General features: G+C 59.1%; 29 protein-coding genes. 18 read left to right on the forward strand and 11 right to left on the reverse strand.

Annotation, left to right across the window (positions count from 1 at the left end; translation table 11 throughout):
- Positions 1-5 precede the first annotated feature (5 nt).
- The 3 genes from PM04_RS14375 to PM04_RS14385 all read right to left on the reverse strand — a co-directional run bounded on the left by PM04_RS14375 (position 6) and on the right by PM04_RS14385 (position 2343).
- Entirely contained in the window at positions 6-884 is an 879-nt protein-coding gene (locus tag PM04_RS14375; RefSeq protein ID WP_038008295.1) for a PfkB family carbohydrate kinase, read from the reverse strand.
- A complete protein-coding gene (locus tag PM04_RS14380; RefSeq protein ID WP_038008132.1) occupies positions 884-1486 on the reverse strand; it encodes a LysE family translocator in 603 nt (200 codons plus the stop codon). The genes PM04_RS14375 and PM04_RS14380 overlap by 1 nt, the downstream gene beginning before the upstream one ends.
- Before the next feature lie 161 nt (positions 1487-1647).
- Positions 1648-2343: a M48 family metalloprotease gene (locus PM04_RS14385; protein ID WP_038008134.1), complete on the reverse strand. Its 696-nt coding sequence runs from the start codon at positions 2341-2343 to the stop codon at positions 1648-1650.
- A 141-nt stretch (positions 2344-2484) separates the two neighbouring features.
- Between PM04_RS14385 and PM04_RS14390 the strand changes: the two genes are divergently transcribed.
- From PM04_RS14390 to PM04_RS14400, 4 genes are read left to right on the forward strand one after another with little or no spacing between them, the layout of a single operon-like run.
- The gene (locus PM04_RS14390) at positions 2485-2946 is read left to right on the forward strand and encodes a GNAT family N-acetyltransferase (RefSeq protein ID WP_081946129.1); all 462 of its coding nucleotides are present in this window, start codon (positions 2485-2487) and stop codon (positions 2944-2946) included.
- 14 nt (positions 2947-2960) lie between these two features.
- Positions 2961-4310 (forward strand): DUF2927 domain-containing protein, encoded by a 1350-nt coding sequence (locus PM04_RS14395; RefSeq protein ID WP_234702885.1) that lies wholly within the window; start codon positions 2961-2963, stop codon positions 4308-4310.
- 31 nt (positions 4311-4341) lie between these two features.
- Positions 4342-4512 (forward strand): apolipoprotein acyltransferase, encoded by a 171-nt coding sequence (locus PM04_RS17915; RefSeq protein ID WP_116903954.1) that lies wholly within the window; start codon positions 4342-4344, stop codon positions 4510-4512.
- A gap of 6 nt (positions 4513-4518) precedes the next feature.
- Complete coding sequence (locus PM04_RS14400) at positions 4519-5706, forward strand: VWA domain-containing protein (RefSeq protein WP_038008136.1); 1188 nt, start codon at positions 4519-4521, stop codon at positions 5704-5706.
- A 35-nt stretch (positions 5707-5741) separates the two neighbouring features.
- Here PM04_RS14400 and PM04_RS14405 read toward each other — a convergent pair whose 3' ends face one another.
- Positions 5742-6578 carry a MoxR family ATPase gene (locus PM04_RS14405; protein ID WP_038008137.1) on the reverse strand — a complete coding sequence of 279 codons (837 nt, stop codon included), beginning with the start codon at positions 6576-6578 and terminating at the stop codon, positions 5742-5744.
- A 175-nt stretch (positions 6579-6753) separates the two neighbouring features.
- On the opposite strand from PM04_RS14405, the gene dksA reads away from it, so the two are divergent.
- Positions 6754-7176, forward strand: a complete 423-nt coding sequence (gene dksA, locus PM04_RS14410; protein WP_038008138.1) for an RNA polymerase-binding protein DksA — start codon at positions 6754-6756, stop codon at positions 7174-7176.
- 75 nt (positions 7177-7251) lie between these two features.
- Positions 7252-8394 (forward strand): FAD-dependent monooxygenase, encoded by a 1143-nt coding sequence (locus PM04_RS14415; RefSeq protein WP_038008139.1) that lies wholly within the window; start codon positions 7252-7254, stop codon positions 8392-8394.
- Here the strand turns inward: PM04_RS14415 and PM04_RS14420 are convergent.
- The gene (locus tag PM04_RS14420; protein WP_161785713.1) at positions 8391-9065 is read right to left on the reverse strand and encodes a serine protease; all 675 of its coding nucleotides are present in this window, start codon (positions 9063-9065) and stop codon (positions 8391-8393) included. The two genes, PM04_RS14415 and PM04_RS14420, sit on opposite strands and share 4 nt — an antisense overlap.
- 43 nt (positions 9066-9108) lie before the next feature.
- Positions 9109-10512 carry a short-chain fatty acyl-CoA regulator family protein gene (locus PM04_RS14425; RefSeq protein ID WP_038008141.1) on the reverse strand — a complete coding sequence of 468 codons (1404 nt, stop codon included), beginning with the start codon at positions 10510-10512 and terminating at the stop codon, positions 9109-9111.
- 163 nt (positions 10513-10675) lie between these two features.
- Here PM04_RS14425 and PM04_RS14430 point away from each other — a divergent pair, with 163 nt between their 5' ends.
- From PM04_RS14430 to PM04_RS14455, 6 genes are all read left to right on the forward strand, one after another.
- The gene (locus PM04_RS14430) at positions 10676-11653 is read left to right on the forward strand and encodes a tripartite tricarboxylate transporter substrate binding protein (protein ID WP_038008142.1); all 978 of its coding nucleotides are present in this window, start codon (positions 10676-10678) and stop codon (positions 11651-11653) included.
- Between the two features lie 77 nt (positions 11654-11730).
- A complete protein-coding gene (locus PM04_RS14435; protein WP_038008146.1) occupies positions 11731-12231 on the forward strand; it encodes a tripartite tricarboxylate transporter TctB family protein in 501 nt (166 codons plus the stop codon).
- A gap of 12 nt (positions 12232-12243) precedes the next feature.
- Positions 12244-13761, forward strand: coding sequence for a tripartite tricarboxylate transporter permease (locus PM04_RS14440; protein WP_038008151.1), 1518 nt, complete (start codon positions 12244-12246; stop codon positions 13759-13761).
- 35 nt (positions 13762-13796) lie between these two features.
- Positions 13797-15323, forward strand: a complete 1527-nt coding sequence (locus PM04_RS14445; RefSeq protein WP_038008153.1) for an acyl--CoA ligase — start codon at positions 13797-13799, stop codon at positions 15321-15323.
- A 4-nt stretch (positions 15324-15327) separates the two neighbouring features.
- The gene (locus PM04_RS14450) at positions 15328-16311 is read left to right on the forward strand and encodes a 2-dehydropantoate 2-reductase (protein WP_038008155.1); all 984 of its coding nucleotides are present in this window, start codon (positions 15328-15330) and stop codon (positions 16309-16311) included.
- Entirely contained in the window at positions 16308-17144 is an 837-nt protein-coding gene (locus PM04_RS14455) for a universal stress protein (RefSeq protein WP_038008157.1), read from the forward strand. The genes PM04_RS14450 and PM04_RS14455 overlap by 4 nt, the downstream gene beginning before the upstream one ends.
- On the opposite strand, the gene PM04_RS14460 is transcribed toward PM04_RS14455, so the two are convergent.
- From PM04_RS14460 to PM04_RS14480, 5 genes are all read right to left on the reverse strand, one after another.
- The gene (locus PM04_RS14460; protein ID WP_038008159.1) at positions 17141-19771 is read right to left on the reverse strand and encodes an AAA family ATPase; all 2631 of its coding nucleotides are present in this window, start codon (positions 19769-19771) and stop codon (positions 17141-17143) included. The genes PM04_RS14455 and PM04_RS14460 overlap by 4 nt on opposite strands.
- Complete coding sequence (locus tag PM04_RS14465; RefSeq protein ID WP_038008161.1) at positions 19768-20886, reverse strand: DNA repair exonuclease; 1119 nt, start codon at positions 20884-20886, stop codon at positions 19768-19770. Before PM04_RS14465 ends, PM04_RS14460 begins: the two co-directional genes overlap by 4 nt.
- Positions 20887-20978: 92 nt before the next feature.
- Positions 20979-22031: a YeeE/YedE family protein gene (locus PM04_RS14470; protein WP_038008163.1), complete on the reverse strand. Its 1053-nt coding sequence runs from the start codon at positions 22029-22031 to the stop codon at positions 20979-20981.
- Between the two features lie 40 nt (positions 22032-22071).
- Entirely contained in the window at positions 22072-22443 is a 372-nt protein-coding gene (locus PM04_RS14475) for a helix-turn-helix transcriptional regulator (RefSeq protein WP_038008165.1), read from the reverse strand.
- Positions 22444-22461: 18 nt separating this feature from the next.
- Entirely contained in the window at positions 22462-22824 is a 363-nt protein-coding gene (locus tag PM04_RS14480) for a hypothetical protein (protein WP_052068502.1), read from the reverse strand.
- An 83-nt stretch (positions 22825-22907) separates the two neighbouring features.
- On the opposite strand from PM04_RS14480, the gene PM04_RS14485 reads away from it, so the two are divergent.
- From PM04_RS14485 to soxA, 6 genes are all read left to right on the forward strand, one after another.
- Positions 22908-23648 carry a cytochrome c biogenesis CcdA family protein gene (locus tag PM04_RS14485; RefSeq protein ID WP_038008167.1) on the forward strand — a complete coding sequence of 247 codons (741 nt, stop codon included), beginning with the start codon at positions 22908-22910 and terminating at the stop codon, positions 23646-23648.
- Positions 23649-23681: 33 nt separating this feature from the next.
- On the forward strand, positions 23682-24242 hold the full coding sequence (locus PM04_RS14490) for a thioredoxin family protein (RefSeq protein ID WP_038008169.1): 561 nt from the start codon (positions 23682-23684) through the stop codon (positions 24240-24242).
- A 152-nt stretch (positions 24243-24394) separates the two neighbouring features.
- Positions 24395-24871 carry a sulfur oxidation c-type cytochrome SoxX gene (soxX, locus tag PM04_RS14495; RefSeq protein ID WP_038008171.1) on the forward strand — a complete coding sequence of 159 codons (477 nt, stop codon included), beginning with the start codon at positions 24395-24397 and terminating at the stop codon, positions 24869-24871.
- Between the two features lie 21 nt (positions 24872-24892).
- Positions 24893-25315, forward strand: coding sequence for a thiosulfate oxidation carrier protein SoxY (soxY, locus tag PM04_RS14500; protein ID WP_038008172.1), 423 nt, complete (start codon positions 24893-24895; stop codon positions 25313-25315).
- A 24-nt stretch (positions 25316-25339) separates the two neighbouring features.
- Positions 25340-25669, forward strand: a complete 330-nt coding sequence (gene soxZ, locus PM04_RS14505; RefSeq protein ID WP_038008173.1) for a thiosulfate oxidation carrier complex protein SoxZ — start codon at positions 25340-25342, stop codon at positions 25667-25669.
- Positions 25670-25718: 49 nt separating this feature from the next.
- On the forward strand, positions 25719-26558 hold the full coding sequence (soxA, locus tag PM04_RS14510) for a sulfur oxidation c-type cytochrome SoxA (RefSeq protein WP_038008300.1): 840 nt from the start codon (positions 25719-25721) through the stop codon (positions 26556-26558).
- Positions 26559-26629 lie beyond the last annotated feature (71 nt).

The following is a 26629-nucleotide window of genomic DNA, read 5'->3' on the forward strand; positions in this document are numbered from 1 at the left end:
TTGCCCTAGTAGGTCTCGCCTGAGACGTAAATAGCTGCAGCCTCCAACGCCCGCTCAAGGGCGGCGTCGGGCGCGGCACCCTTGGCCTCCGCCGCGATATGAGCGGCCATAAAAGTGTCGCCTGCGCCGGTCACGCGAGTGACCATCACTTCGCGGGGCTGTGCGGTGAATGTCCCGCTTTGCGATCCACATGCTGCCGCGTTCCCGCCATTGGTGACCAGCACCCGGTGGACCCCACGTCCGACCAATGCGCGCGCGGCCTCTGCAGCGGACCCATGACTTTCGCGGAGAAGTAGGTTCGCCTCTTCTAGGTTTACGTAAAGCGTGGCGCGCCCTGCGTGTAGAAAGGGGGTTAGACGTTCGGCCTTGCCGGGGGAGGCAGGCGCAATCCGCAGGTCCGTCCGCGCAAATGTTTCACTGACCGCGATGTCAGACAACAACGCTTCGGTCAGGTTGCCGTCTAACGCGATGATGCCCGCCCAGCCCTCTAACGCGCCACTTTCCAAGGGGCGCAGTATCTTGGCACCAGCCTGTTCAAGTGAGTGAGCGTCTGCAATTGCTGCGATCAAACCGTTGCCACCCTCGACCGCCATATAGGTGTCCGTTGGCAGGTCCTCTGATCGGTACAGGTGCGTCGTCACCATGCCCAATCGCGCACAAGCCGCGACCAATTCCTCACCCTCCGGATCACGCCCGACGGCCGACAAAAGCGCGGGCTGCATTCCATACGCCTTGAGAGCCATAGCAATATTCATCGCGACACCGCCGGGGATACGCGTGATCCGTCCGGGCACATCTGAGCCCGCGCGCATGTGCGATGATGACCGCCCGATGATGTCCCACAAAACCGAGCCTATGCACAAAACGTCTACGGCTTGCGGCATCATCGGCCCAACACCAATCGCAATCCAAGGGCCCCCATCACGACCGCCGCGCCGCGATCAAGATACAGCTTCGCCGCCATGTACCGCCGTTGCGCGGCTTGCGTGCTCAAAAGCATGGACAGCCCGGTATAAAACGCAATTTCCACCGCGAAATGGTTTAGCACAATCAGCCCCTTATCCATCAGGCTTAATCCCGGCGGAAAAATCACAATTAGAACGGCAGCAGCAAACAAAGCGGACTTGGGGTTAACCGCTTGCAGCAATACTCCGTCCCGAAAGGCCCGCCCCGCAGGACGTAAATCTGTCTGAATGGGGGTGCGCGCGCCTCTCCACATCTGGATCGCAATCCAGATCAAATACGCCGCACCTAGCGTTTTGGCCGCCCAATAGGCCCATGGAAACGCCGCAAATACTGTCTCTAGGCCGAGCAATGCAGCAGCCGTCCAAACGGCCGCCATCAGTCCCAGCCCAAATCCCATGGCGATCCCAGCACGACGCCCCGCTGATAGGGTCGTGCGAATGGCCATAACCAACGCTGGTCCGGGGGACAGGATCGCCGCCAGTAGGGTCAAATTAAACAGAATAACATGTTCAAAACTCAAAGCGGCTCTCCCTCACCAATCAGCGCACAACACCAAAATGGCACCATATTGTCGAGCGTTGATAAACCCTACCCTGGCCATCTCCTTTGTTCCCAAAATACTCACCTCGCGGGGCCGAAGGCCGCGCAAGAATGTCATGCCGCGTGAGCGGCGCTTTCCGTTTATCCTTCGGGCAGCTTGGTCCAACGGGCATCCAACGCCTCAATGGCTGCCACGCGGTCCGCGGTCTTTGGGTGGCTCATCAACCAAGCCGGTGCGCCGCGCCCACCCATACCGGTCAATGTCTCTAACTTTTCCAGCAGTCGTTTTTGTGGCCCGGTGCCCAGCCCTGCCTTAACCATCAATGCGGCGGCATAGGCATCAGCCTCATATTCATCCTGCCTCGACAGCCGGGCAGATAAAACAGAGGTTAGCGCATTGGCAACCCACACGCCGCCAAAGGGCAAAATCCGCCCCAATACCGTCGCCAACACAACCCGGATCGCGTTTTGACCGGAAAAGTCGATCATCCGGCGGCGAGAATGCCCCAACGCGACGTGCCCTAATTCATGCGCCACCACAGAGGCCAATTCTTCCGCGGTGACTTCGCCCGCCTTGAATTTGCGGTAAAACCCCCGGGTCAGAAAAATCCGCCCGTCTGGTGCGGCCAATCCGTTCACCGGCTCAATCTCATAGATGTGCACGCGGATGCGCGGGATATCGAGCGCTTTGGCCATGGATTTGGTCAGCCGCGCAATCTCTGGGTCGGCCAATTCCGTTGATTGCTGGTCCAGCATTTTCGCCGTCCGCCACGCGGAGAAGCGATACATCACCAGCCCATAGATGAGCGCGAGCAGAATGGGGGAAAACTTTAGCATCTGTCTGATATGGTGCACCCGCGTTCGGTTGCAAAGGGGGAGTGCCACGCGCCACGCCCTATTTGCGCCATATTCTGGCCCTAGTCTGACCCTTGCAGTAAAAAATATAATGCGAACAATATCATACCGCTGAGGCAAAGCGTGACAGGCATTCAACCCCTTTCTATTCGTCCCATAGGGGCGGAGGATTATTCCGTATGGCGCGCGCTTTGGGCGGGGTACCTTGCCTATTATGAGACATCATTGCCGGGCGCGGTGATCGACACAGCGTTTGAACGTTTGATGTCAGATGATCCCACAACGTTTCAGGGGTGCCTTGCCCTCCGGGACGGACAGGCTTCGGGCCTCGTGCACTATGTTTTTCATCCTCACATGTGGCGGGTCGAGCCGGTTTGTTACCTGCAAGACCTTTACACATTGCCTGAGGCGCGGGGGCAGGGCGTTGCTCGTGCGCTTATCCAATCGGTCTATGACGCGGCCGATGCGGCTGGGGCCCCGCGGGTTTATTGGCTGACCCAAGAGTTCAACTACAAGGGGCGGATGCTCTACGATCAGGTTGGCACCAAAACACCGTTTATTCGGTACGACAGGCCTCCGAAGTGAGGGGGCGTTGGGTCTTGGCTGCGGCGCTTGTGGTTGCGTCCTGTGCGCCAGTCGCATCGCCTTTGACCGACGCCGCACTTGAGGCTGAGGTTGCCGCCATCACCCTTCCCGCGATGAAGCGGTTCGATGGCGCGTTGCCTCGCCCCGTTCCCATGCCCGGCAATGCCCAACTGACGCAAGATTTTCTAGATCTGAGCTTTCAACTCGAAAGCGGCCGTGTACTGCCAGTGTTCACACGGTTTGAGGGTCCAGTTACCGTGGCGGTTCTGGGGGATGCGCCTGATACACTCGCCACTGATTTGGATGACCTTTTGGTGCGCCTACGGCGCGAGGCTGGCATCGACATCTCTCGCGCGCAAGAAGGACGTGCCGCCTCGATCACAATTGAGGCTCTCCCGCGTCGAGAATTGCAAAGGCTCGTTCCCCAAGCGGCCTGTTTCGTGGTTCCAAATGTTGAGAATTGGGAAGACTACCTGTCCAAGCGGCGCGCGCGCTCAACGGATTGGGGGACGCTGACGGCGCGGACGCGGGCAGCGGTTTTTCTGCCATCTGATGTCAGCCCACAAGAAATTCGCGACTGTCTGCACGAAGAAATTGCACAAGCTTTGGGGCCATTGAATGACCTCTATCGGCTGCCCTTTAGCGTGTTCAATGATGATAACCTTCACACCATTCTGACCAGCTACGACATGGCGATTTTGCGCATGACGTATGATCGTCGGCTCGCCACGGGTATGGACGCTGAGCAAGTTGCAACCGCCCTGCCAGAGATTGTCGCGCGGGTGAACAAGCGCGGCGCGCCGGAGCAAGATCAACTCGCAAGCGACAGCTCTGAGGCTTGGAAACGCGCGCTCAATCGATCCCTTCAGCCAGGACTGCCTGCGCGGCTGCGGGCTTCTGCTGCGGCGCGTGCGATTGATTTGGCCCGCGCGGCAGAATGGAATGACACGCGCTTGGGCTATTCGCTCTTGTCGTTCGGTCGTGCTGCACTTGGCGTTCAACCCGAAAGCGCGATAGCCGCGATCGTTGAGGCGGCGTTTGTGTTTCGAGACGCCTACGGTGAGGAAGTACACACTGCCCACGCCATCGTGCAACCCGCGGTCTTTGCCCTGACATCTGGGCAGCCGGATGTGACGCTGCGACTGGTCGAGGGGGCCTTGCCTGCCGCGCAAAAAGGCCAAAACGCGGCTCTTTTGTCGACGTTGATGTTGCTGCGCGCTGAGGCGTTGGAGGAAACAGGCCGCGTTTCCGAAGCACGAGCCGTCCGCGAGGAAGGCAAGGCGTGGGCACTCTATGGCTTTGGCTCTGCGGCAGAAGTGCGCCGCCACGTCGCAGAGGTTGCCGCTCTGCGCCCTGGGGTCTAAGTAGCGAGCTAACCCACAACACGAGGCTTTCATGCTCTATTCCGCAACGACGCTCCTTGGTGCCCTGATTGGCGGTTTTTTCGCCCGAAAGAAGGGTGGAAACCGATATGATATCGCGCAATATGCGGCTGTCTGGGCCGTGCTCGGCTTTATGATCGGGATGTTCGCCACGATCATTATTGGCCGCGTTATCGAAGGGTAATCCGCGATGTTCCTGCGCTTTTTCGACCAGCTACGTACGCATAATGTGCCGGTCTCGATGCGGGAGTTTTTGACATTTTTAGAAGGTCTTAGCGCGGGTCTCGTGACCTATGATGTTGAGGCTTTCTATTTCTTTGCTCGCGCTGTGATGGTGAAGGATGAGCGTAACCTTGATAAATTCGACCGCGCCTTTGCGGCGACCTTTGAGGGGTTAGAGGCGCTAGATATGGGGGCCGTCCTCGAGGCGGTGAACCTACCAGCCGATTGGCTGGAAAAGATGGCCGAAAAGCACCTGAGCGCAGAGGAAAAAGCTCAGATCGAGGCGCTGGGTGGTTTTGACAAGCTGATGGAGACGCTCAAAGAGCGTCTGAAGGAGCAAAAGGGCCGCCATCAGGGTGGCAATAAGTGGATCGGGACGGCAGGCACCAGTCCCTTTGGGGCCTATGGCTACAACCCTGAAGGCGTGCGGATTGGCCAAAACGAAAGCCGCCACCAGCGTGCTGTTAAGGTCTGGGATAAACGCGAATTCAAGAACTTGGATGACAGTGTTGAACTGGGCACGCGCAATATCAAAGTCGCCCTTAAGAGGCTGCGCAACTGGGCGCGCGACGGTGCGGCAGAAGAGTTGGACCTAGACGGGACGATCCGCGCCACGGCTGAGAATGGCTACCTTGACGTCAAAACCCGCCCCGAGCGGCGCAATGCAGTCAAAGTGCTTTTGTTTTTGGATGTTGGTGGGTCTATGGATCCGCATATTCGTGTTGTGGAGGAGCTGTTTTCAGCCGCGCGCGCTGAATTCAAACATCTTGAGTACTATTATTTCCACAACTGCCTCTATGAGGGCGTGTGGCGTGATAACCGACGCCGTTGGAATGAGGTCACGCCCACGTGGGAGGTCCTGCGGACTTATGGGCCGGACTACAAATGCATCTTTGTCGGTGACGCGAGTATGTCACCCTATGAGATCGCTTATGCAGGCGGTGCGAATGAGCATTGGAACGAAGAAGCAGGGCAGGTCTGGCTAAACCGCGCGCGTGAGCAGTGGCCCCAACACCTTTGGATCAACCCCGTGCCAGAGCATCACTGGTCCTACACGCAGTCTATCGACATGATCCGCAACGTGTTCGAGGACCGGATGGTTCCGATGACCCTTGAGGGGATCACCTCAGGCATGAAGTCGTTAACGGCCGGCTGACGCTTTAACCATTTTTCCGGGGCGCAGTGGCGCGTTTACCCGCGCCGCGCCATGAAAGCCAAACGTTCAAACAAATGAACATCCTGTTCATTTTTCAAAAGCGCACCGTGCAGCTTGGGTAGGGCGGATTTGGGGTCCATTTTCAGGTCTGCCGGATCCAAATCTTCCGCCAGCAGCAGTTTGAGCCAGTCCAACACCTCGGAGGTCGAAGGCTTTTTCTTTAGCCCTTGTTGTTCGCGCACAGTATAGAATTGCGTCAACGCGGTGGTCAGCAACGCTTCCTTGATCCCGGGGTGATGGACCTCAACAATCTGCTTCATCGTTTCCATGTCGGGAAACCGGATGTAGTGGAAAAAGCAGCGCCGCAGGAACGCATCGGGCAGTTCTTTTTCATTGTTCGAGGTGATGATGACGATGGGCCGTTGCCGCGCTTTGACCGTTTCGCCCGTCTCATAGACGAAAAATTCCATCTTATCGAGCTCTTGAAGGAGGTCGTTGGGAAACTCGATATCGGCTTTGTCGATTTCGTCAATCAGCAGCACAACACGTTCAGGGGCGTCAAACGCCTCCCACAGCTTGCCGCGTTTGATGTAGTTTGCGACGTCATTAACTCGGTCATCGCCGAGTTGACTGTCCCGCAACCGGCTCACTGCATCATACTCATACAGGCCCTGTTGGGCGCGCGTCGTAGACTTAATATGCCACTCAAGCATCGGCAGGCCGAGGCTTTCGGCAACCTGCCGCGCCAGCTCAGTTTTGCCCGTTCCCGGCTCACCCTTAACCAACAAAGGCCGTTCCAGTGTGATAGCTGCGTTCACCGCGACGGTCAAATCTTCGGGAGCTACGTATGTTTTGGTGCCTGTAAACTGCATAAAGCCCGCTCTAGTTGTTTGTTTCGACTACAAAGATTAACTCTACGCCATAAATTAGTAACTATGGTAAATCAATTCGTGACTCAGGGGGCGTTGGGATGTATTCGGGTCGCAGGGTGACCGGATGACTTTAGATATTAACAAAGTCTCTTCCGGTGGAAATAGAGGAAGTGATATGAAAGCCGAAACTTTTCTCCCGGAAGACTATCGTCCCGCCGAGGACGAACCTTTCATGAATGATCGTCAGACGGAATACTTCCGGCGCAAGCTGCTTGCGTGGAAATCCGATCTCATTGACGAAACCGCCAGCACGATTGAGGGCCTCCAAGGCGGCACACGTAACATCCCAGATGTTGCGGACCGGGCGTCTGAGGAAACCGACCGCGCGCTGGAATTGCGCACGCGGGATCGCCAGCGCAAGCTGATCTCCAAGATCGACAGTGCGCTGCGTCGGATCGATGAAGGTGAATATGGTTACTGCGAGGCGACCGGCGAACCGATCAGCCTCAAGCGGTTGGATGCGCGTCCGATTGCAACCATGAGCCTTGAGGCGCAAGAGCGTCATGAACGTCGGGAAAAAGTTCATCGCGACGATTAAGTCGACGCTTCGGACTGGACCAAACAGCAAGCCGCGCCCCATATTGGGAGCGCGGTTTTTCTTTGGGAGCATGCAGTGATCATCGGGGTAGAGGTGACAGTTTTGGGCGCGGGCATCGGGGGGCTCGCCGTGGCTACGGCGCTGGCGCAACGCGGTGCAAACGTCCGTGTGCTCGAGCAGGCGGATGAAATCACCGAAGTCGGCGCGGGCATTCAAATCAGTCCCAATGGCGTCGCGGTATTGCGCGCCTTGGGTATTGGTCCCGTTGGTGGGGCCAGCTCCGCCGTTTCGTTGTGCGATGGCGCGTCGGGGGGGCAAGTGTTGCGGATGACCTTGCCTGAAGGTTTCGAACTGGTCCATCGCGCTGACCTTATCACGGCATTGGCCGCCGCAGCACGGGATGCAGGTGTCCAGATCCAGCTAGGTGAACGTGTCCAGAGCGTGGACGCGGATGGTACGCAGGCCGTCTTGCGCATGGTTGACGGGACCGCGTCGCGCCAAGACATCTTGATCGGCGCGGATGGGTTGCACGCCAAGACACGCACAGCCGTTCTGGGCGATATTGCGCCCTTTTTCACACAACAGGTCGCGTGGCGTGCGTTGATCCCGGGCAGGGGGGAACCTGCTGAGGCGCGTGTGTTTATGGGGGCGGGCCGGCACCTTGTGACCTATCCCCTGCGGGGCGGCGCGCTCACAAATATAGTGGCGGTGGAGGAACGCGCCTCTTGGGCGGAGGAGGGCTGGAACCACACCGATGATCCCGCGAACCTGCGCGCGGCGTTTGCGGGCTTCTGCCCAGCGGTCACAGATATGTTGGCGCAGGTTGAGGCCGTGAATATTTGGGGATTGTTTCGGCATCCTGTCGCGGATCGGTGGTCTCGCGGAGCGGTGGTGTTGTTGGGTGACGCGGCCCATCCGACGCTGCCTTTCTTGGCTCAAGGGGCGGTTATGGCCCTAGAGGACGCGTGGGTTTTAGCGGATGCGCTGGCTGTGCACGATAGCCGCGACCAAGCCTTTGCGGCCTATCAGGCAAAGCGCAAACCCCGCGCGACCCGCGCGATTGAAGCGGCGAATGCGAATGCCCGGAACTACCATTTGGCTGGTGTGAAAAAGACCGTTGCGCATGCAGGGCTGCGGATGATCAACGCGGTTGCGCCGCAGCGGATGCTATCGCGGTTTGACTGGCTTTACCGTCACGACGTGACGCGGGGCGATTAGTCCCCCTTAAGATGTGCTGCGACGGATGCATGTAGCCAATCGTCAAGGGCCACGGCCATCGCTGCCCGATCACCGGCTCGGGCAGCGGCCACACCAACGATCCGCCACTCTCCGTCAGATTTGATAAGGAGGGGCGAGCCGGAGTTGCCGCCCCTGACCGGACATTCCACGCCCATGAGCCGCCCGCGCCCAGGCCCAACGGGGCAATCAAACGCGCCGCTCAACCCGCCCTGTGCGCCTGCATGATAGCCAAGCAAGGCGACGGGTTCGTTGTAGATTGCCGCCCCAGATAAATCTGCCAATGCCAGCGGTGGCACGCCCGTCACCGGTACCGACAAAACGGCGAGAGCGATATCATTTTCAAACGGCAAAGACCCGATGCCCCCGTAGTCAGGGTGTCGCACAGTGCGTGCAATCGCGATGGAGGGGTTGCGGCGTCCGACCCGCCAGCCGGGTGCGAAAGCCGCGTTGCTCGGACCGGCGGCAAGGCAATGCGCTGCTGTTAACAATAAATCAGGGGCAATTAACGTCGCGGTGCATCCTTGTGATGTCTGAAACTTGGGGTCAGGTCCCAATCTGCCAATGGCGTCAAAGGCAGGTGCGTATGTCAGGGGTAGGCGAGGCAACCCTTCTTGGGCCGAGCCGGGGGTCGCCCCTAACAGCAGGCCCAAAAGGGCTGCGAGTGTCGAAAACCTGCCCAGAACGTGTCCTCCGCTAACTTTGATATCGTGTGGTGCCGCGCCGGTTTACGTCAAGTGGTAAGGCCACATGCAACGGTTCATACGCGCGTTGGGCACAATCAAGACGCGGGCAGATGTGGCAGTTGATCCCGATTTGGGCGATGGGGGCCTCGGCACGATCATGCGGGTCGGCGTAGCGAATGCGGTGGGCATGGGTCTGCTCGCATCCAAGCGTGACGACCAGTCGTCTTGGCGTGTCCTGATGCTGGGTCACGGGGCGTGGCGTTGTGCGCGAAATGGTGAAAAACTGCCCCGTATCGGGCAGTTCAACCCGTTGGGGCAGGATCGTATCAGGGGCGGCAAACGCGCTGTGCAGGTTCCACACCGGGCAAGCGCCGCCTTGATCCGCAAGGGTAAAGGGTGTTGCGTTAAACCGCTTGGTTACATTGCCCGCAGGGTCGATGCGCAGGAAAAAGAACGGCACGCCTTCCGCGCCTTTGCGTTGCAATGTTGTCAGGCGCTGGGCGACTTGCTCGAATGAGACAGCGAACCGGGTCGCGATCCGATCGAGGTCGTAACGGGTGTCCTCGGCGGTGCGATAGATCGCGTCGTAGGGCATCAAAAGGGCCGCGGCAAAGTAGTTGGCCAGTTCCACGCGGCACCGCTCTTGTCCGGTTTCGGTCGGTATGTTCGCGTCAGTAATCAGTGTCTCCAACAGCGCGCTTACGCTCACGAGGGCAAGGACATGCGCAAGCTGGAAGGTGCGGTTCACCGGGTCCAGCGCCTCTGAAATCAGGACCCGGCTTTCGGCAATATCAAACACGCGCAAGGCTTGTTCCATCTCTTCCACTGGGGCGAGGGTGACTTGTAGCCCATAGGCCTGTTTCAGGTGGCGCTTGAGGTTGGCATAGAGGTCATCGTTCGCGCCCCCGATGGCGTCACGCGCAGCCTCTGCTGCGGCCTCAAGCGGGGGGAAGTGATTCCCGTGACTGCGGAAAAAGGTGTAAATTGCGGTCTCTGCCCGGACGGCTTGGACGCTGCCAGAGGCGTCATCTTGGGTCAGTTTGCGCATCGAGTGCTGGAGCGCCTCGTGATTTGCGTGCAATTGCAAGAAAAGCTTCACCACCGTGGGGGCATGGTCCAATGCGGCACGCAACTCAGAGATGTCGGGAGCTTGGTTTGCGAACATCGGGTCCCGAAGGCAGGCGCGTAGATCTGCAAGTTGCGTGGCGGAGCTGTCTTTGACCAGGTGATGGGCGTCGATGCCATAGGCTTCGCTAAGCGCCATTAACACGTTAACAGACACACTCCGTTGATTATTTTCCAAAAGGTTGATGTAGGCAGCAGACACGCCCAATTTGCGGGCCATCTCTGCCTGAGTGTCCGTATTTATCTTGCGAATATGCCGTATTTGGGGGCCGATAAGTGTCTTAACCATATTTACAACATAACAGATAATAAATTTGTTGTCGAAATAATTAACAACAAAACACGATTAATTTTGGAACATTCTTTCACGAAGATATTTCTTGGATCATCCTGCACCCTACACGGCACGTTCAGCGTGCAGCAGAAATCACATGGATTGGGAGGTCCTCCGTATGACTTTGAAACTTACAAGACGCTTGTCGTTGGCACTTGCAGCATCCGCAGCACTGGTCGCCACTGCCCCTGCATTTGCTTCTGATTGGAAGCCGTCGAAACCTGTTGAGATGGTGATCATGGCGGGCCAGGGCGGCGGGGCTGATCGCTTGGCGCGGCTGTTCCAGTCCATCATCCAAAAAGAAAACCTCGCCTCAATGCCGATCCTGCCGGTGAACAAGGGCGGTGGTTCGGGCGCTGAGGCGCTGCGGTACCTCAAGGACAAAGAGGGCGACAATCATGTGATTATGGCAACGCTCAACAGCCTTTACACCACGCCGCTGCGCACAGACATCGGCGTGAACATCGAAGAGTTTACCCCAATTGCGCGAATGGCTCTGGATACGTTCGTTTTGTGGGTAAATGCCGACAGCGATATCTACACGCTCGACGATTATGTTGCTGCGGTCCGTGCCTCGGGCGGCCAGTGGAAGATGGGTGGCACCGGCACTGGGCAAGAAGACAGCTTGGTTACATCCATGCTGGAAAACGAGTTCGGTCTTGAGATTACGTATGTGCCCTTCAAAGGGGGCGGTGACGTGGCTAAGAACCTTGTAGGCGGCCACATCGATAGCACTGTTAACAACCCGTCCGAGCAGTTGGGCTTTTTCACCGCTGGTAAGTCGCGCCCCATCGCGACGTTCACGCCCACACGGTTGGCGGCTTTTCCCGACACACCAACCATGACCGAGTTGGGCCATGAACTGGTCTATGACATGCAGCGGTCCTTTGTGGCGCCAGCGGGCATGGCACCAGAGGCTGTCGCCTACTACACCGAAATGTTCGAAAAGCTGAACGCCTCGGAAGAGTGGCAGACCTACACATCTGAGAAATCCCTCGCGCCAGATTTCCTGACGGGCGATGCATTGGGGGAATACTTCCTCGTGGAACGTGAAAAGCACGCCTCTCTGTTGGAGATGAGCGAGCAAGGCTCCTGAGCCCAATCCGGACATAAATATTTGCAGGCGCGCGGGGGAAACTGCGCGCCTGTTTGGGTGGGAAAGTTGAGACTATCATGCTGACTGCAGATCGCGTTCTTGCCGCGGGGATTATGGTCCTTTCGGTATATTTTATGTGGCACGCCAGTGCGCTCCCCATTGGGTGGAATGGGATGACAGGCGGACCGGGGGGCGGCGCCTTTCCGTTCTGGCTCTCGGGGATCATGTTCTTGTGTGCAGGGGGTATTGTCCTGCGTTCATTCAAGGACAGTGCACCCTTCGCCAAGGATGACACACCGTTTTTCGACCCAGATACGCTGCGGTCTGTTGTGGTGGTGACGCTTGCACTGACGGCGACTGTGGCGGCCTTGCCGTTCGCGGGTGCCTATATTGCGATCCCGATGTTCCTGCTTTGGTACCTCAAGATATACGGCAAACATAGTTGGGTTCTGACCGGCGCACTCACCATCTGCACACCCGTCTTTTTATTCTTTTTCTTCGAAGTCACGCTCAAAATCCTGCTGCCCAAAGGCTGGACAGAGCCGTGGTTCTTCCCGCTTTACGCGCGCTTCTTCTAGGGGACCTCGGCTATGGAACTGCTTGGATACCTTGGCGAAGGCTTCGCCACATCATTGATGCCCATCAACATCCTGATCGTAATGATCGGGGTCACGGCGGGCCTGTTCATCGGCGCAATGCCGGGGTTGGGCTCGGTCAACGGGGTGGCCATTGTGCTGCCCATCACCTTTATCGTGCCGCCGTCGTCTGCGATTATTCTGCTCTGCGCGATCTATTATGGCGCGATGTACGGGGGCGCGATCAGCTCGATCCTGTTGGGTATCCCCGGCGCGTCAACGGCAGTCGCGACGACCTTTGATGGCCGACCAATGGCGCAGCAGGGCAAGGCGGGGCTGGCCCTGATTGCTGCGGCTGCTGCCTCTTTCGTCGGTGGTACGATTTCGGTCGTGCTGTTCACGCTGTTTGCCGTGCCCCTTGCGGATGTGGCCCTCGCGTTCGGTCCGGCTGAGGAATTTGCGCTTGTGCTGTTGGCGTTCACCACCTTTGTGGGGCTTGGCGGTGATGACGTCCTTAAGACGATCATCATGATCTGTCTCGGCCTTGTGCTGTCGGCCGTCGGGCTGGACCTTATTTCTGGCGATCCGCGTCTGATTTTCTTTGACCAGCCAGGGTTCTATTCGGGGATCAGTTTTCTGGTGCTCGCCATCGGGATCTACGGCGTGGGTGAAATCCTCTACACGATCGAAACCCAGAAAAGTGCGCCGCAAGTCACACCTGCCAAGATCACCTTCCGCGAGTTGTGGTACGGCTTGAAAGAGATCAACAAACTTTGGAAAACCATGAGCTTTGGCTCCTTTCTTGGCTTCTTTGTGGGCATGTTACCCGCAGCGGGTGCGACGCCTGCGGCTCTGATGTCCTATGGCATCGCAAAGCTGCTCTCCAAAAAGCCGGAGACCTTCGGCAAGGGCGCGATTGAGGGCGTTGCAGCCCCCGAAACGGCGAACAACGCAGCTTCAACAGGGTCGCTCTTGCCTATGCTGACACTTGGCATTCCCGGGTCACCCACGACAGCGTTGTTGCTGGGCGGCATGGTCATGTGGGGGCTGGTTCCCGGCCCGATGTTGTTCATTGAACAGCCCGATTTTGTGTGGGGCCTGATTTCGTCGCTTTATACGGCCAACCTATTTGCGGTGCTGGTTAATCTGGCACTGATCCCGCTGTTCGTCTGGGCGCTTCGGATGCCGTTCACTGTGCTGTGTTCACTGGTGTTTGTGCTGTGTCTGGTCGGGGGCTTTGCGCCCAGCCAAAAGCTACATGATGTCTGGCTGATTGTGGGCTTCGGTGTCGCAGGCTACGTTCTGCGCAAAGCAGATTATCCTATGGCGCCACTGGTGCTGGCGCTCGTGCTGGGCCCCTTGATGGAACGTAGCTTCCGCCAGACATTGATCGCGGAGCAGGGTAATATGATGGCCTTTGTTGAGCGGCCAATATCGGGCACATTCATGGCGATTGCCGCACTCTTCTTTGTGCTGCCGATGCTGAAACACGTAAAACGCCTGTTGCGGCGCGACCTGTCGCCTGCAGAATAAAACCAATCAAGATTTACAAGACGAGGGATGGATTGATGGAAACGAGCTTGAAAGCGTTGATCGCGGATCATGCCGGGGATGCGCCTGCGATTGGGGCGCCGGGGCGTACGTGGCTCAGCTATGGCGCGCTGCGGACCTTGGGGGATGAGGTCGCGACGGCACTGCATGGCATGGGGATTGATGCCAGCGACCGCGTGGCCATCGTGCTGCCCAATGGGCCCGAAATGGCGACAGCTTTTGCCACTGTGGCGCAGGCCGCCACGACTGCCCCGCTAAACCCTGCCTACCGCGAAGATGAATACGTCTTCTACCTTGAGGATTTGAACGCCAAAGCCCTGCTCGTCGAAGACGGCTACGACGGTCCGGCCTTTGCGGCGGCTCAGCGGTTGGGCATGGCGATTATCCGCCTCAGCGTGCCTGAGGGGGCTGCGGCGGGGTACTTCACGCTCTCGTCCGATCTGTCTGGCAGCGCATCGCGCGCACCGGCAGCTGACGACGTGGCCCTGATCCTGCATACGTCCGGCACCACATCGCGGCCCAAAATCGTGCCTCTGTTGCAGTCTAATGTTGCGGCCTCTGCTCAGCATATCCGGGACAGTCTAGACCTCACGCCAGAGGATTGCTGCATGAACGTCATGCCGCTGTTTCACATCCACGGATTGATTGCCGCGGTGTCCGCGTCACTTGCGTCGGGGGCGTCGATCTTTTGCACGCCGGGCTTCAACGCGTTGAATTTCTTCGCAATGATGGAGGAGGCGAACCCAACATGGTACACCGCCGTGCCCACAATGCATCAGGCGATCCTGACCCGTGCCAGCCGCAATCGCGACGTGATTGATGCCGCGCGCCTCCGGTTCTTGCGGTCCTCGTCGGCGTCCTTGCCCGCGCAGGTGATGCTGGAACTGGAAAAAACCTTTGGCGCGCCCGTGATCGAAGGCTACGGCATGACCGAAGCTGCGCACCAGATGGCCTCCAACCCGTTGCCCCCGCGCGCCCAAAAGCCCGGTGCCGTGGGGGTAGAAGCAGGCCCCAAGGTCCGCATCGCGCATGAGCTTGAGAACCACTTGATCGAGGGCACCGGAGAGGTCGTGATCTCGGGCCCGAACGTCACCCCCGGCTACGAAAGCAACCCGGACGCTAACGCCAAAAGCTTCTTTGAGGCGGACGGCGCGCGGTGGTTCCGCACCGGTGATCAGGGCGCCTTTGATGAGGACGGCTACCTGCACCTGACAGGGCGGTTGAAGGAAATCATCAACCGTGGCGGCGAAAAGATCAGCCCGCTGGAGGTGGACGGTGTTCTGCTGGATCATGCCGATATCGCGCAGGTCGTGACCTTTGCCTTGCCGCATTCCAAGCTTGGCGAAGAAGTCGCGGCCGCCGTTGTCCTAAAGGATGGCAGCACCGCGACGGAGCGCGATATCCGCGATTTCGCGGCTGAGCGCATGGCCGACTTCAAGGTGCCGCGTAAGGTGATCATCATGGATGAGATCCCTAAAGGCGCGACTGGTAAAATGCAGCGGATCGGCCTCGCCGAAAAGCTGGGTTTGGTAGAGAAAGCCTGAGCCTATGAAAATCTGTGTATTCGGCGCCGGCGCGATCGGCGGCTATATGGGCGTGAAATTGGCGCAAGCCGGGGCGGACGTGTCGCTGGTGGCACGCGGCCCGCATCTGGCCGCCATGCAAGCCAAGGGCTTAACTCTGATTGAGGAAGACGGCGCACCGCAGACCGTGGGCGTCACGGCCAGCGATAATCCCGCTGATCTTGGTCCTCAGGACTATGTGATTGTCACGCTCAAGGCCCATTCGGTGCCCGCAGTCGTGCCCAACATGCAGCCGCTGATTGGGCCAAATACGACCATCGTGTCGGGCGTAAACGGCGTGCCGTGGTGGTATTTTCACAAAATTGGCGGCGCGCTCGAAGGCACGCGGCTGGCCAGTGTTGATCCCGGCAATGCGCAATGGGACGGTTTTGGTCCAGACCGTGTTTTGGGCTGCGTGGTATACCCAGCGGCTGAGGTCCAAGAACCCGGCACCATCAAACATATCGAAGGTAACAGGTTCTCATTGGGGGAGCCTGACGGATCAAAATCCGAGCGTGCCATGGCGCTGTCCAAGGCGTTGTCCGCGGCGGGCCTGAAGGCGCCCGTTCGCCCACGGCTGCGCGATGAGATATGGGTGAAGCTGTGGGGGAACCTGTCGTTCAACCCGATCTCGGCCCTCACGCACGCAACACTTGACGTGCTGTGCACCGACGAAGGTACCCGCCCCGTTGCGCGCAACATGATGCTAGAGGCACAAGCCATCGCCGAAAATCTGGGCGTCAAATTCCCCATCGACGTGGACCGTCGGATCGACGGAGGAGCCGCCGTCGGCGCGCACCGCACATCCATGTTGCAGGATTTGGAACAGGGACGGCCTATGGAAATTGACGCCCTCTTGGGGTCCGTGCAGGAGCTTGGCCGCGTGACAGACACGCCCACGCCGATCATCGATACGGTCCTCGCGCTTACCAAATTGCGCGGCCGCACAGCGGGGTTGTACGGGGCATGAGCATCAAAAATATCCTTGTGGCCTACAACGGCCTGCCCGGCTCAGACGCCGCCCTTGCCGGGGCGGTTACCGTGCAGAAATACTTTGATGCGCATCTCAATGGTCTGTTTGCGCATGGCAACCCGATGCTGTCGCGTCAGATCAAGCAAAACTGGATGCCTGCGGCAGTGCAGGCCGCCATCCTAGAGGCCGCCGATAGCCCGACGGCCGAAATTCAGCAAAAGTTCTTTGAGGCGTGCCGTGACGTGCCTGCAGATAAGCTGCATTGGATCGATAGCGGCGGCTCAGTGCAGCGCACGGTGGCGCGGTATGCGCGGCTGTTCGATCTAACCGTGCTCGGCATGCACGAGACCAACGATGAGCATAACTTGGCGCACATCGAAATTCATCCCGATCGCGTGGCCTTTGACAGCGGGCGCCCTGTGATGACCTTTCCTGCGAACCACACGGGAAGTGTGTTTAACGGGCGTGCCGTGATTGCGTGGGATGGTGGGCGCGCGGCGGCGCGGGCCTTGGCGGATGCAATGCAAATCCTGAAAACCGAAGCCGAGGTTGAGATCGTCTCTGTCGGGCGCTCGCCCCTTGCGGACAGTTTGCCGGGGATCGACGTGGCCATGGTGTTGGATCGGCATGACGTCAAAGTCACGCTAACCGAACTCCCGCGGGAGCGGCGGCCCATCGCGGACACGCTTGTTTCACATTGTGAAAAAACGGGCGCTGGACTGTTGGTGATGGGGGCGTATGAACATTCGCCCCTGCGCGAGGGGCTGATCGGCGGGGTCACTCATGACATCGCCGCGCGGGCCAACATTCCGGTCTTGATGAGCCACTAATCAACGCCCACGCGGATGGCCGCGCGGGTGCCGCCCAGGTCTGAGAAGGCGCGCGTCCGACAGCTTAGGACGATGATCTGCTGGTTCTGCGCGGTCTGGGCTAGCATCGTAAACATCGCCTCGATCCGCGCATCGTCTGTGTGCACCAGCGCGTCGTCCAATATGATCGGCACGTGTTGGCCTTGTTTGGCAAACAGACGGGCAAAGGCCAGACGCGTCAGGATCGCAATTTGCTCATAGGCGCCACCCGAAAGCACATCGAGGGTGTCGGTCACACCGTCGCGTGTGATCGAACGGACAAGCATTTTATCAGGGTCCAGATCGAACGCGGCCCCGGCGTGCAATTGCGCCAAAAGTGGTGTCAATTCAGCCCGGATGGGGGCGAAATAGGTCTCCTGCGCGGCTTGTCGGGCATCCTCTAGCTCTTGGATCAACAATGCCCAGGCCTGCGCCTCTTGGGCATAGCGGGCCGCACGTGTGCGGGCCTGAACCAACTGCCCCTCGGTCTCGGCCAGCTTTTCCTCTACGCCGGCATCTGCTTGCACACCGATCTCAGCCGTTAGTCCCGCGAGTTGCAATTCAAGCGCGCGGCGTTCTTTTTCATCGGCGGTTTGTGCCCCGATCAGGCGTTGGTGCGCGGCTTCTAGGGCGGCTACATCCGGGGTGATAGCTTGCAGCGTCGCGACCTCCGCGTCGGCCTTGGCGCGTTGCTTGGCCAGCGAGGTGCGCTTTGCCTCTAGGTCGGTCCGTTGGCTGTCTTCATCAGGGGCGGGGGCTAACGTCTGTTGTTCAGTGGCAAGCTGCTCTAACGCGCCGGTGGCCTTTGCACGTGCGGTGATCGCTTGGGTTACGGCCTGTTGCAATGCGTCGAGGGGCGCACGGGCGGCCTCAATCTCTGCGTCCAGCCGATGCGCTGTCTCATCTAGGGTTTGAGTGGTGTGTGCCTCTTGGGTTGGGGCAGGCATGGGCGCATCTGGTGCATGGTCTAGCTCCGCGCAAAGCGTGCGCCAAGTTGCTTCCAGCGCGTCCGTGCCATCCGGCGCCAAGGCCGCGATCTGTGCCCGGGCCGTTGCGGCACCTGCCTTGGCCTCTTGGCGCGCGGACAGGGCTGCGCGAGCGGCTGGCACGTCGGCGACGCCAAGGGCTGTCAGCTGTGAGGCCATCTCTGCGCGCAATGCGTCGCGCTTGCCCCTGTCGGCGGCCGAGCCGGGCACAAGCCGCACCGCGCCGTACCCCTCAAGCGCTATCGTCATGTCCGCGTCGATCGGCACATCGGCTTCTGGGGCAATGAGGGCGCCATCGCGCGTGGCCTTGGCGTGGCCTTCGGGGTACAAGACCACCTTGGCGGCTGCCGCGTTATGGCGTTCCTCCGCGACGGTCAGGCTGATCCGTAAGGCGTCCAATGCTTCGATATCGGCTGGGGTAACCTCGGGCGTGGTGCTGAGCGCGGTTTGCGCGTCCTGCAACGCGGCGCGCGGTGTGATCAGCGCGTCTCGGGTGCGGGCAAGGGCGCGCAGGCGGTCCCATTTCTGTGTGGTCGCTTGCGCTTTTTGTGCGGCCTGACGTGCGGCTTCAATGTCGTGGCGGTCCGCCTGAGCCGTGGCGAGCTTTTCTTTTTGCGCACTGAGCGCTTGGGCTGCTGACGCCTCCGCCTGCGTGGCCTTTGCATGAGCGTCCTCTTGGGCCTTTAGGTCCCGCATAAGGGTCGCCCGGCGATCACGCACCGCGTCCATATCCCTGAGGGATTGGGCGACCAAAGCCTCCTCTCGGGTGATCAAATCCAGCGTTGCGGAAGCTTCGTTAAGCTTCGCAAGATGCCCTTGCGCGGTCCCGAGCGCCTCAGCCGCCGCTTTGATTTTCGCGGCTCTGGTCTGGGCAAGTTCGGGGTCATTCAGGGCACTCAACCGTGCCTTGGCACTGCGTTTCTGGCTGAGCGCGGCAGACAGCTTGCGCACCTGTTGCTGCAACTGATCACGGCTTAGCTCAAGCGCTTCAGCGGTATCCTCAGCCTCTTTCCAGGGGCCGTTTGCCTTGGGGCGGAGGGTCTTGGTGGCCAGCGTATCCAGTTCTGCGCGGGCGCGGCCAACGATCCGGTCCATGCGCCGCCCGCCGGTTACGGTGTCAATCTGGCCTTGCACGCTCGACATCAGATCGCGCCGCGCGGCGAGGTTGTCCGCATCTTTGTCGCGGCCGGTTGGGTCCACATGGCTCATACCTTGGCGCACCCACAACAGACCCGTCGGTCCTTTGTGCGCGCGCAGGATATGCGCCTCGATCCAAGCTTCCGCATCACCCGCTTGTTGCACGATTGCGCCCGTGCTCGCGTCGATCACTTGCGCGCTGCGCTGTTGCAGGTAGGTTTTCTCGATCCGATAGTTATGGCCATCCAGCTCAATCTCAGCCGCGATCTGAACCGGCCCGCCGGAGTGCGGCTGTAGCGATTTCACCTCCTGCGACTGCGAGCTGTGGGCTGAGAACAGCAGGACGTGCAGAGCGTCAAAAAACGTCGATTTGCCCTGCTCGTTTTCGGCTGTGATCGTCGTCAGGCCATCCCCAAACGGGCCGATCTGCGCGGTTTGCCCTGCAAAGCGGCGCACATTGTGCAGTTTGAGGCTGCGCAGCTTCATACCTCTCGGTCCTCTTGCGCGAGGTGAAAGAGGTGGGTCAGGGCGATTTGCGCCACTTGCGCATCCTCAACGCTGCGACCTGTTAGATCCGTGGCGGCCATCAAGTTGTCTGCCGCTGTGCGCAGGGCACCAGCCTCTGCGATCAGGTCCAAATCGGTCACGGATTGCGCGATGCCGAGGGTATCTGCATGCACCTCAAAGTGGTGAAAGTCTTCGCGCAACCCCTCACAGGCGGACAAGAGTGCAGCATGATCCGACAGCCCCAATCGACCGCTGAGCGTGAGTTTCACAAGCGCTGTGTCACGGTCTTTCTGAGGCAACGTCTGGGCCAGTTCGTCGAGCGGATCGACCCCCTCAAGGCACTGCAAGTTCAAGTCGTGCCACTGGAACGTGCCCAGATGGATAGGTGTGACCACCGGCTCGGCTTTGGGGGCCGCGATATCGACCAACAGCGCCCCGGCCGATGGGTGGCCCTTGAAACTATCTGGCTCGGGCGTGCCCGCGTACCATGTGCGCGGGGTCAGCTGCATTTGTCCGTGCCAATCGCCGAGGGCGAGGTAATCTAGCCCAGCCGTTTCGGCTCGGTTCGGGGGGATGATCGCGGGCGTCGCAGCCTCAGACCCGAAATCGACGACGCCCCCATGGGCAAGGCCGATGCGGACGCGCCCCGGTGTTTCGCATTGCGCGGTCCATGCCGTCAGGTCCATGCCGGGCGCACGCACAGTAGGGGGGCAGGGTAGGACCGCAGCATCATCCCCAATCTCAATCACCTCCGGTGCGAGGGCGAGGCGCAAGTTGTCAGGTGCGTCGCGGGCAATTCGCTCCCACAGCTCAACCGCGGCAAGGCTGTCGTGGTTTCCGGGCATCAAAACCCACGTCACCTCTGGCACGTCGGCGATGGTGCGAAGCGCGCGGTTGATGGTTTTGGCGGGTGGTGTTTCTGCGTCAAACGTGTCCCCGGCGATGACGATGACATCAGCCTTGTGGTCCCGCGCGGCCTGTCCAATCGCGCGCAGAGCCGTCAGCCGAGCCTGACGCAAAGCGGCGCGTGTGTCCTCATCAAATCGGCCAAAAGGTTTGGCCAGATGTAGATCAGCGGTGTGAAGAAAACGCACGGGGTGACGGGCCTTTGGGTCGCGCGGCGAGGCCGCTCATGAACCGGTACTGTGCCCAAGCCTATGCGGGATCGCAAGCCGACAAACCCTGCTCAGTCAATCGCGGCAAAGCCCGTGATCAATTGGCGCAAGCCCAAGGCCGCTCCTAGAAAGATGGCGGCAAAAGTGACTGGCGCGCTATAGGCAAGGACCGAGAACGCCGAAATTCCTTGGCCCACGCTGCACCCCACCGCAAGGATCGCCCCGGGCCCCATTAGCGCAGCACCCGTCATCTGGCGGCGCAATTCGCGTGGGTCATCACAGGCCTCCCACCGGAAGTGCCCCTTGGAGTAAGAGCCAAAAGCCGCGCCGATCACCACACCCAGCACTGATCCGACGCTAAACGACAGCGCGTTGCCCGAGGCGGTCATGCTGTAGTAAATCGTGTCACCCAAGGGGGCGGCAAAGGCATGTGTCTCGATAGGTTCAACCTCAAACCCTGTGGTCGCGACCCAGTATGTGCCGAGCCAGCCGGACACAATCGCAAGGCCAACGACAGCCCCCCAAAAGACCTTGGAAGGACTGTGCCGCATCTCAGATTTGGAGAGGGCGAATAGCAGAAGACCGCCGCCAAACAAAAGCCCCGTTGTCAGGGGCGAAATGCCAAAACCATCGAATAGCTGCGTAAAGCCCTGTGGTTGAAGCGCGTTGTCCTCAATTGGAAACAGCCAAACACGTGTGGAGGCGAGCGGGCCGGACATCACGAAATAAGCGGACAACCCCATCACTAGTACGATGACAAACCCGCGCAGATCGCCGCCCCCCAAACGCGCCAGCGCGCCGTAGCCGCAATTGCCGCTCAGGGCCATGCCGTAGCCAAACATCAACCCGCCGATGATTGTACCCATGGGGTTCCACTTGCGGTCTAGATAGGTGACGCCGTCAGTGCCGAACCAGCCAAGGCTCAGGGCGATATGCGTGCCCAAGATCGCCACGCCGATCGCGATGGCCCACATCCGCAGGCGGAGGTCGTCACCGCCATAGAGGTAGTCTTCGATAGCACCCAATGTGCAAAACCGCCCAAACCGCGCGGCCATTCCAAGCGCTATGCCACCCATCAATCCGATGAGTGCAACAGTGTTCGCTTCTCCGAGTACGTCTAGCACGAGAGCCCTCCCCTAACCTGTTTGCTAGGGGCTTGTTGGCTCAATCCTCCCGGCAGAATAGGTCGTATACAACTTCCATGATCTGTTTGGGGCGGTCATCTGTCAACCTGTAGTAGATCGCCTTGCCGTCACGGCGCGGGGTCACAAGCCCTTCAAGGCGCAGGCGCGACAGCTGTTGGGACACGGCCGCTTGGCGCGCGGACAGCAATTCCTCTAGCTCCGTTACCGACTTTTCCCCTGATGCCAAATGGCACAGGATCATCAAGCGGCCCTCATGACTGATCGCTTTCAGGAAGTTGGACGCGCGCTGGGCGTTGTCCATCATCCGTTCCATATCGTCCGGGCAGGTGTTGGCGTCAAAGACGGGTAGGCGCGAGGCTTGGCTCGCAGAGGTGTCGGCTTGGCTTGTCATATTGGGTGTCATAGTCGATCAGCCCGCCTCGTCAAAAGGGATATTTGCACGATCAAACATTTTGCCGAGCAATCCCCAGAAAAAATCTTCACCCGGATAGCCTTCGATCCGACCCACCTCAACGCCGTCTTGGACCAAAATGAAGGTCGGCGTAAAGCTGACGCGGCGCACGAATGCCACATCCGGCGTGTCGCCATGAAGGTCATATCGCACCAGCGGCGCGGTCCGGCCCTCGGGCGTTTTGGGGTAGATGTGCGAGATTTCCTCATTCCACTGCGCACACCAATAACAGCCCCGTTCCTCAGCCATGAACAGCCGGACGTCCGCCACAACGGTTTGGGGCAGCAGAGTAAAAAGTAAAATGGCCAATGGTTTGAGCATGGGGTGCGCGGCTCTTATTGACGAAAATCTATCACCTATCATAATCTAATGTTTGAATATCACAAGGCAAGGACCCCTGCGGCATGTTCGATGTTACCCTTTTCGGCGCGCTAATTGCAGGCCTGCTGTCTTTCTTGTCACCCTGTATTTTGCCGATTGTCCCGTTTTACCTCAGCTATCTTGCGGGCGTCGGGATGAACCAGATTTCGGCGCAGGCAGAAGTGTCGCGCGCAGCGCGGATTCGCGCGGTGATTGCGGCGTGTTGCTTTGCGTTGGGGGTGATCACGGTCTTTGTGGGGTTGGGCGCGACTGCGACGGTTTTTGGTGGGATGGTCCGTGAATACTTTGACGTTTTGCGGTGGGTCGCGGCGGCTATCATCATCGCGATGGGGCTGCATTTCCTAGGTGTTGTGCGCATCGGCGTGCTGTACCGGCAGTTCCGCGCGGACGCAGGCACCACATCGAACGTCAGCCTCATTGGGGCCTACGTGATCGGGCTGGCGTTTGCCTTTGGCTGGACGCCTTGCGTCGGGCCGGTGCTGGCCGCGATCCTGTTCACAGCGGCGGGACAGGACACCGCAGGGCAGGGGGCGTGGCTTTTGTTCACCTACGGGTTGGGCATGACCCTGCCATTCATTGCCGCCGCCCTGTTTATCGGACCGTTCATGGCGTGGATGGCCCGGTTTCGGCGGCATCTTGGCCTGATGGAAAAGCTGATGGGGGCCTTTTTGATCCTGTTCGGCGTTCTGATCGCGACGAACTCGATCAACATTATCGCCAACTGGATGCTGGACCATATCCCGTGGTTCGGCACGCTCGGCTGACGGATTGTGAAACCATTGAGTGGGAGAAACCCGATGAAATTCTTGATGACACTGATTTGGACGTGCCTGTTCGCCACGGCGACTTTCGCGGCTAACATTGGCGATGATGGCCTGCACAAAGCCCCTTGGATGCGAGATACGTTTAAGGATCTGAACGAAGACCTCGCCGAGGCCACGGCCGAGGGCAAACGCCTAATGATCCTGATTGAGCAGCGCGGCTGCATCTATTGCAAGAAGATGCACGAAGAGGTCTTTGTGGTGCCCGAGGTGGCCGATTATATCGACGAGCATTTCTTTGTGGTGCAGATCAACATGTTCGGCGACGTCGAGGTGACGGATTTTGACGGCACAACATTGCCCGAAAAAGACATGGTCAAACGGTGGGGCGCGTTGTTCACGCCGAGCCTCTATTTCTTTCCCCAAAAAGTTGAAGACCCTATGTCCGCACCACAAGCCGCGGTTGTTCACATGCCAGGGGCCTTTGGACGGTGGACAACGCTCAACCTTTTGACTTGGGTTGTCGAGCAAGGCTACGCCGGAGATGAGCCTTTTCAGAAGTATCATGCCAGAAAATTTGCTGAGCAAAATGAATGACTTTCTGCGATCGCGAAAAGAATGTTGCGATAGTTTCTGCGTGAGCGAAACAAATAGAAAAATTCAAGTTATTGAATTTAATATTGCGTTGCGTCCATTGTATCCCGTAGTGTGCAACCTATAAGGGCAATGAATCGACCTAGGGAGGACGCATGAAAATTGCATTTCTGGCCGCAGCGGCCATCGCATTGACCGCTACCGGAGTAACGGCAGAGATCGTTAAGCCTCAGGATGTGGCCTACGTGGACGGTGCTGTTGCCACCTCACTGACGGGCACGCCGGGCAATGCCGAAAACGGGGCAGTCATCATGAACAAAGGTGCGGGCAACTGCATCGCATGTCATGAAGTTACCGCGCTGAACCACCTGCCGTTCCACGGCGAAATCGGCCCGATGCTGGATGGCGTCGCCGACCGCTGGAGCGAAGCAGAGCTGCGTGGGATCGTTGCCAACGCAAAGATCATGTTCGAGGGCAGCATGATGCCGTCGTTCTACAAAACCTCCGGGTTTACCCGCTTGGGCGATGCCTACACCGGCAAAGCACATCCCGAGGGCGAGGTTAAGCCTCTCCTGACCGCACAAGAGATCGAGGATGTCGTCGCTTACCTGATGACCCTCAAATACGATTAACTCTACAAGATGGAGCCAAACATGGAACTGACACGGCGTAAGCTGCTCGCAATCGGCGCCAGCACGTTCGCTATCGCGAGCATCACCGGCGCATCCGCCTACGCAAGCCTGACCGACGACGCGATTGCTGCGTTGACAGGCGGCGCGGAAGCTGGCGAAGGCGCGATCACAATCACCGCACCTGAAATCGCGGAAAACGGTAATACGGTGCCTGTCGCTGTTGACGCCCCCGGCGCAGTCGCGATCACGCTGTTTGCTGACGGCAACCCAACACCCGGCGTTGCGACCTTTAAGTTTGGTCCGCTCAGCGCCTCGCGCAGTGCTGCCACACGTATCCGCCTTGCCACGACACAGAACGTTGTCGCCGTCGCCAAGATGGAAGACGGCTCGTTCCAGATGGCCAAGGCCAACGTCAAAGTGACCATCGGCGGCTGCGGCGGCTAACATTAGATTACAAGGAGATAACCAATGGCATCTGGTGTAAAACCCCGGGTCAAAGTTCCCAAAACAGCGGCAGCTGGCGAAACGATCACCATCAAGACGTTGATCAGCCACAAAATGGAAAGCGGCCAGCGTAAAGACAGCGATGGCAACCCCATCCCGCGCTCGATCATCAACCGTTTCACGACCGAATTTAACGGCGAAAACGTGGTGGACGTGGCGCTTGAGCCTGCGATCTCAACCAATCCGTACTTCCAGTTTGATGCTGTCGTGCCCGAGGCCGGCGAATTCAAATTCACGTGGTACGACGATGACGGTTCGGTCTACGAGGAAACGAAGTCCATCAAGATCGGCTGAACGACCAACACCGCGTGAGGGAGGACTCAAGGTGAACAGACCCCAGACACTGACCCGTGCCATTGCCTTTGCTGCAGCCGCTTGTGTGGCCGCAGGGGCCAACGCAGAGCCGGACACCGACCAGCTGGTCGTCAACGAAGAGATCGAAATGATCACCGAAGCTGCGGCTCCGGCGCATACCGAAAACCTCAGCACGGTGTATTCCGGCTGGCGTTTCCGCGCCGATGAGACGCAGGCCCTGCAAATGGACGACTTCGAAAACCCGGCGATGATTTTCGTCGAGGCGGCAGCCGAAGTCTGGAACACGGCTGACGGCACCAAGGGTAACTCCTGCGCGTCGTGCCACGAGGATGTAGAATCGCTGCGCGGTGTGCGTGCGGTTTACCCCAAGTGGAATGAGGCCGCTGGTGAAGTGCGCACTCTGGAAATGCAGATCAACGACTGCCGTGAAAACCAGATGGGTGCCGATAAGTGGAAGTATACAGGCGGGGACATGACCAACATGACCGCGCTGATTTCGTCCGTATCCCGTGGGATGCCTGTGAACGTCGCGATTGACGGTCCTGCGCAATCCATGTGGGAGCAGGGCAAAGAACTGTATTACACCCGCACCGGTCAGCTGGAGCTTTCGTGCGCCAACTGCCACGAAGACAGCTATGGCATGATGATCCGTGCCGACCACCTGAGCCAAGGTCAGATCAACGGTTTCCCAACGTACCGTCTGAAAAACACCAAGCTCAATTCCGTGCATGCACGTTTCAAGGGCTGTGTCCGTGACACACGCGCCGAAACGTTCAAGCCCGGTTCGGCTGATTTCGTCGCCCTTGAGTTGTATGTCGCCTCGCGCGGCAATGGCCTCAGCGTCGAGGGCCCTTCGGTCCGCAACTAACGAAACTAAGCAAAAGGCTCCGGTTCATCCCGGGGCCTTTTCTCGCCGCATAACATTCACTTATGCGCATA

Origin of the sequence: Thalassobacter sp. 16PALIMAR09 (genome assembly GCF_000765485.1) — a bacterium.
GTDB classification, from domain to species: domain Bacteria; phylum Pseudomonadota; class Alphaproteobacteria; order Rhodobacterales; family Rhodobacteraceae; genus Thalassobacter; species Thalassobacter stenotrophicus.

Bases quoted from the DNA above. Each gene is read 5' to 3' on its own strand.
- PM04_RS14375 (WP_038008295.1), bottom strand. From the start codon at position 884: ATGCCGCAAGCCGTAGACGTTTTGTGCATAGGCTCGGTTTTGTGGGAC.
- PM04_RS14385 (WP_038008134.1), bottom strand. From the start codon at position 2,343: ATGCTAAAGTTTTCCCCCATTCTGCTCGCGCTCATCTATGGGCTGGTG.
- PM04_RS17915 (WP_116903954.1), top strand. From the start codon at position 4,342: ATGCTCTATTCCGCAACGACGCTCCTTGGTGCCCTGATTGGCGGTTTT.
- PM04_RS14400 (WP_038008136.1), top strand. From the start codon at position 4,519: ATGTTCCTGCGCTTTTTCGACCAGCTACGTACGCATAATGTGCCGGTC.
- PM04_RS14405 (WP_038008137.1), bottom strand. From the start codon at position 6,578: ATGCAGTTTACAGGCACCAAAACATACGTAGCTCCCGAAGATTTGACC.
- dksA (WP_038008138.1), top strand. From the start codon at position 6,754: ATGAAAGCCGAAACTTTTCTCCCGGAAGACTATCGTCCCGCCGAGGAC.
- PM04_RS14425 (WP_038008141.1), bottom strand. From the start codon at position 10,512: ATGGTTAAGACACTTATCGGCCCCCAAATACGGCATATTCGCAAGATA.
- PM04_RS14430 (WP_038008142.1), top strand. From the start codon at position 10,676: ATGACTTTGAAACTTACAAGACGCTTGTCGTTGGCACTTGCAGCATCC.
- PM04_RS14435 (WP_038008146.1), top strand. From the start codon at position 11,731: ATGCTGACTGCAGATCGCGTTCTTGCCGCGGGGATTATGGTCCTTTCG.
- PM04_RS14440 (WP_038008151.1), top strand. From the start codon at position 12,244: ATGGAACTGCTTGGATACCTTGGCGAAGGCTTCGCCACATCATTGATG.
- PM04_RS14445 (WP_038008153.1), top strand. From the start codon at position 13,797: ATGGAAACGAGCTTGAAAGCGTTGATCGCGGATCATGCCGGGGATGCG.
- PM04_RS14450 (WP_038008155.1), top strand. From the start codon at position 15,328: ATGAAAATCTGTGTATTCGGCGCCGGCGCGATCGGCGGCTATATGGGC.
- PM04_RS14455 (WP_038008157.1), top strand. From the start codon at position 16,308: ATGAGCATCAAAAATATCCTTGTGGCCTACAACGGCCTGCCCGGCTCA.
- PM04_RS14460 (WP_038008159.1), bottom strand. From the start codon at position 19,771: ATGAAGCTGCGCAGCCTCAAACTGCACAATGTGCGCCGCTTTGCAGGG.
- PM04_RS14475 (WP_038008165.1), bottom strand. From the start codon at position 22,443: ATGACAAGCCAAGCCGACACCTCTGCGAGCCAAGCCTCGCGCCTACCC.
- PM04_RS14480 (WP_052068502.1), bottom strand. From the start codon at position 22,824: ATGCTCAAACCATTGGCCATTTTACTTTTTACTCTGCTGCCCCAAACC.
- PM04_RS14485 (WP_038008167.1), top strand. From the start codon at position 22,908: ATGTTCGATGTTACCCTTTTCGGCGCGCTAATTGCAGGCCTGCTGTCT.
- PM04_RS14490 (WP_038008169.1), top strand. From the start codon at position 23,682: ATGAAATTCTTGATGACACTGATTTGGACGTGCCTGTTCGCCACGGCG.
- soxX (WP_038008171.1), top strand. From the start codon at position 24,395: ATGAAAATTGCATTTCTGGCCGCAGCGGCCATCGCATTGACCGCTACC.
- soxY (WP_038008172.1), top strand. From the start codon at position 24,893: ATGGAACTGACACGGCGTAAGCTGCTCGCAATCGGCGCCAGCACGTTC.
- soxZ (WP_038008173.1), top strand. From the start codon at position 25,340: ATGGCATCTGGTGTAAAACCCCGGGTCAAAGTTCCCAAAACAGCGGCA.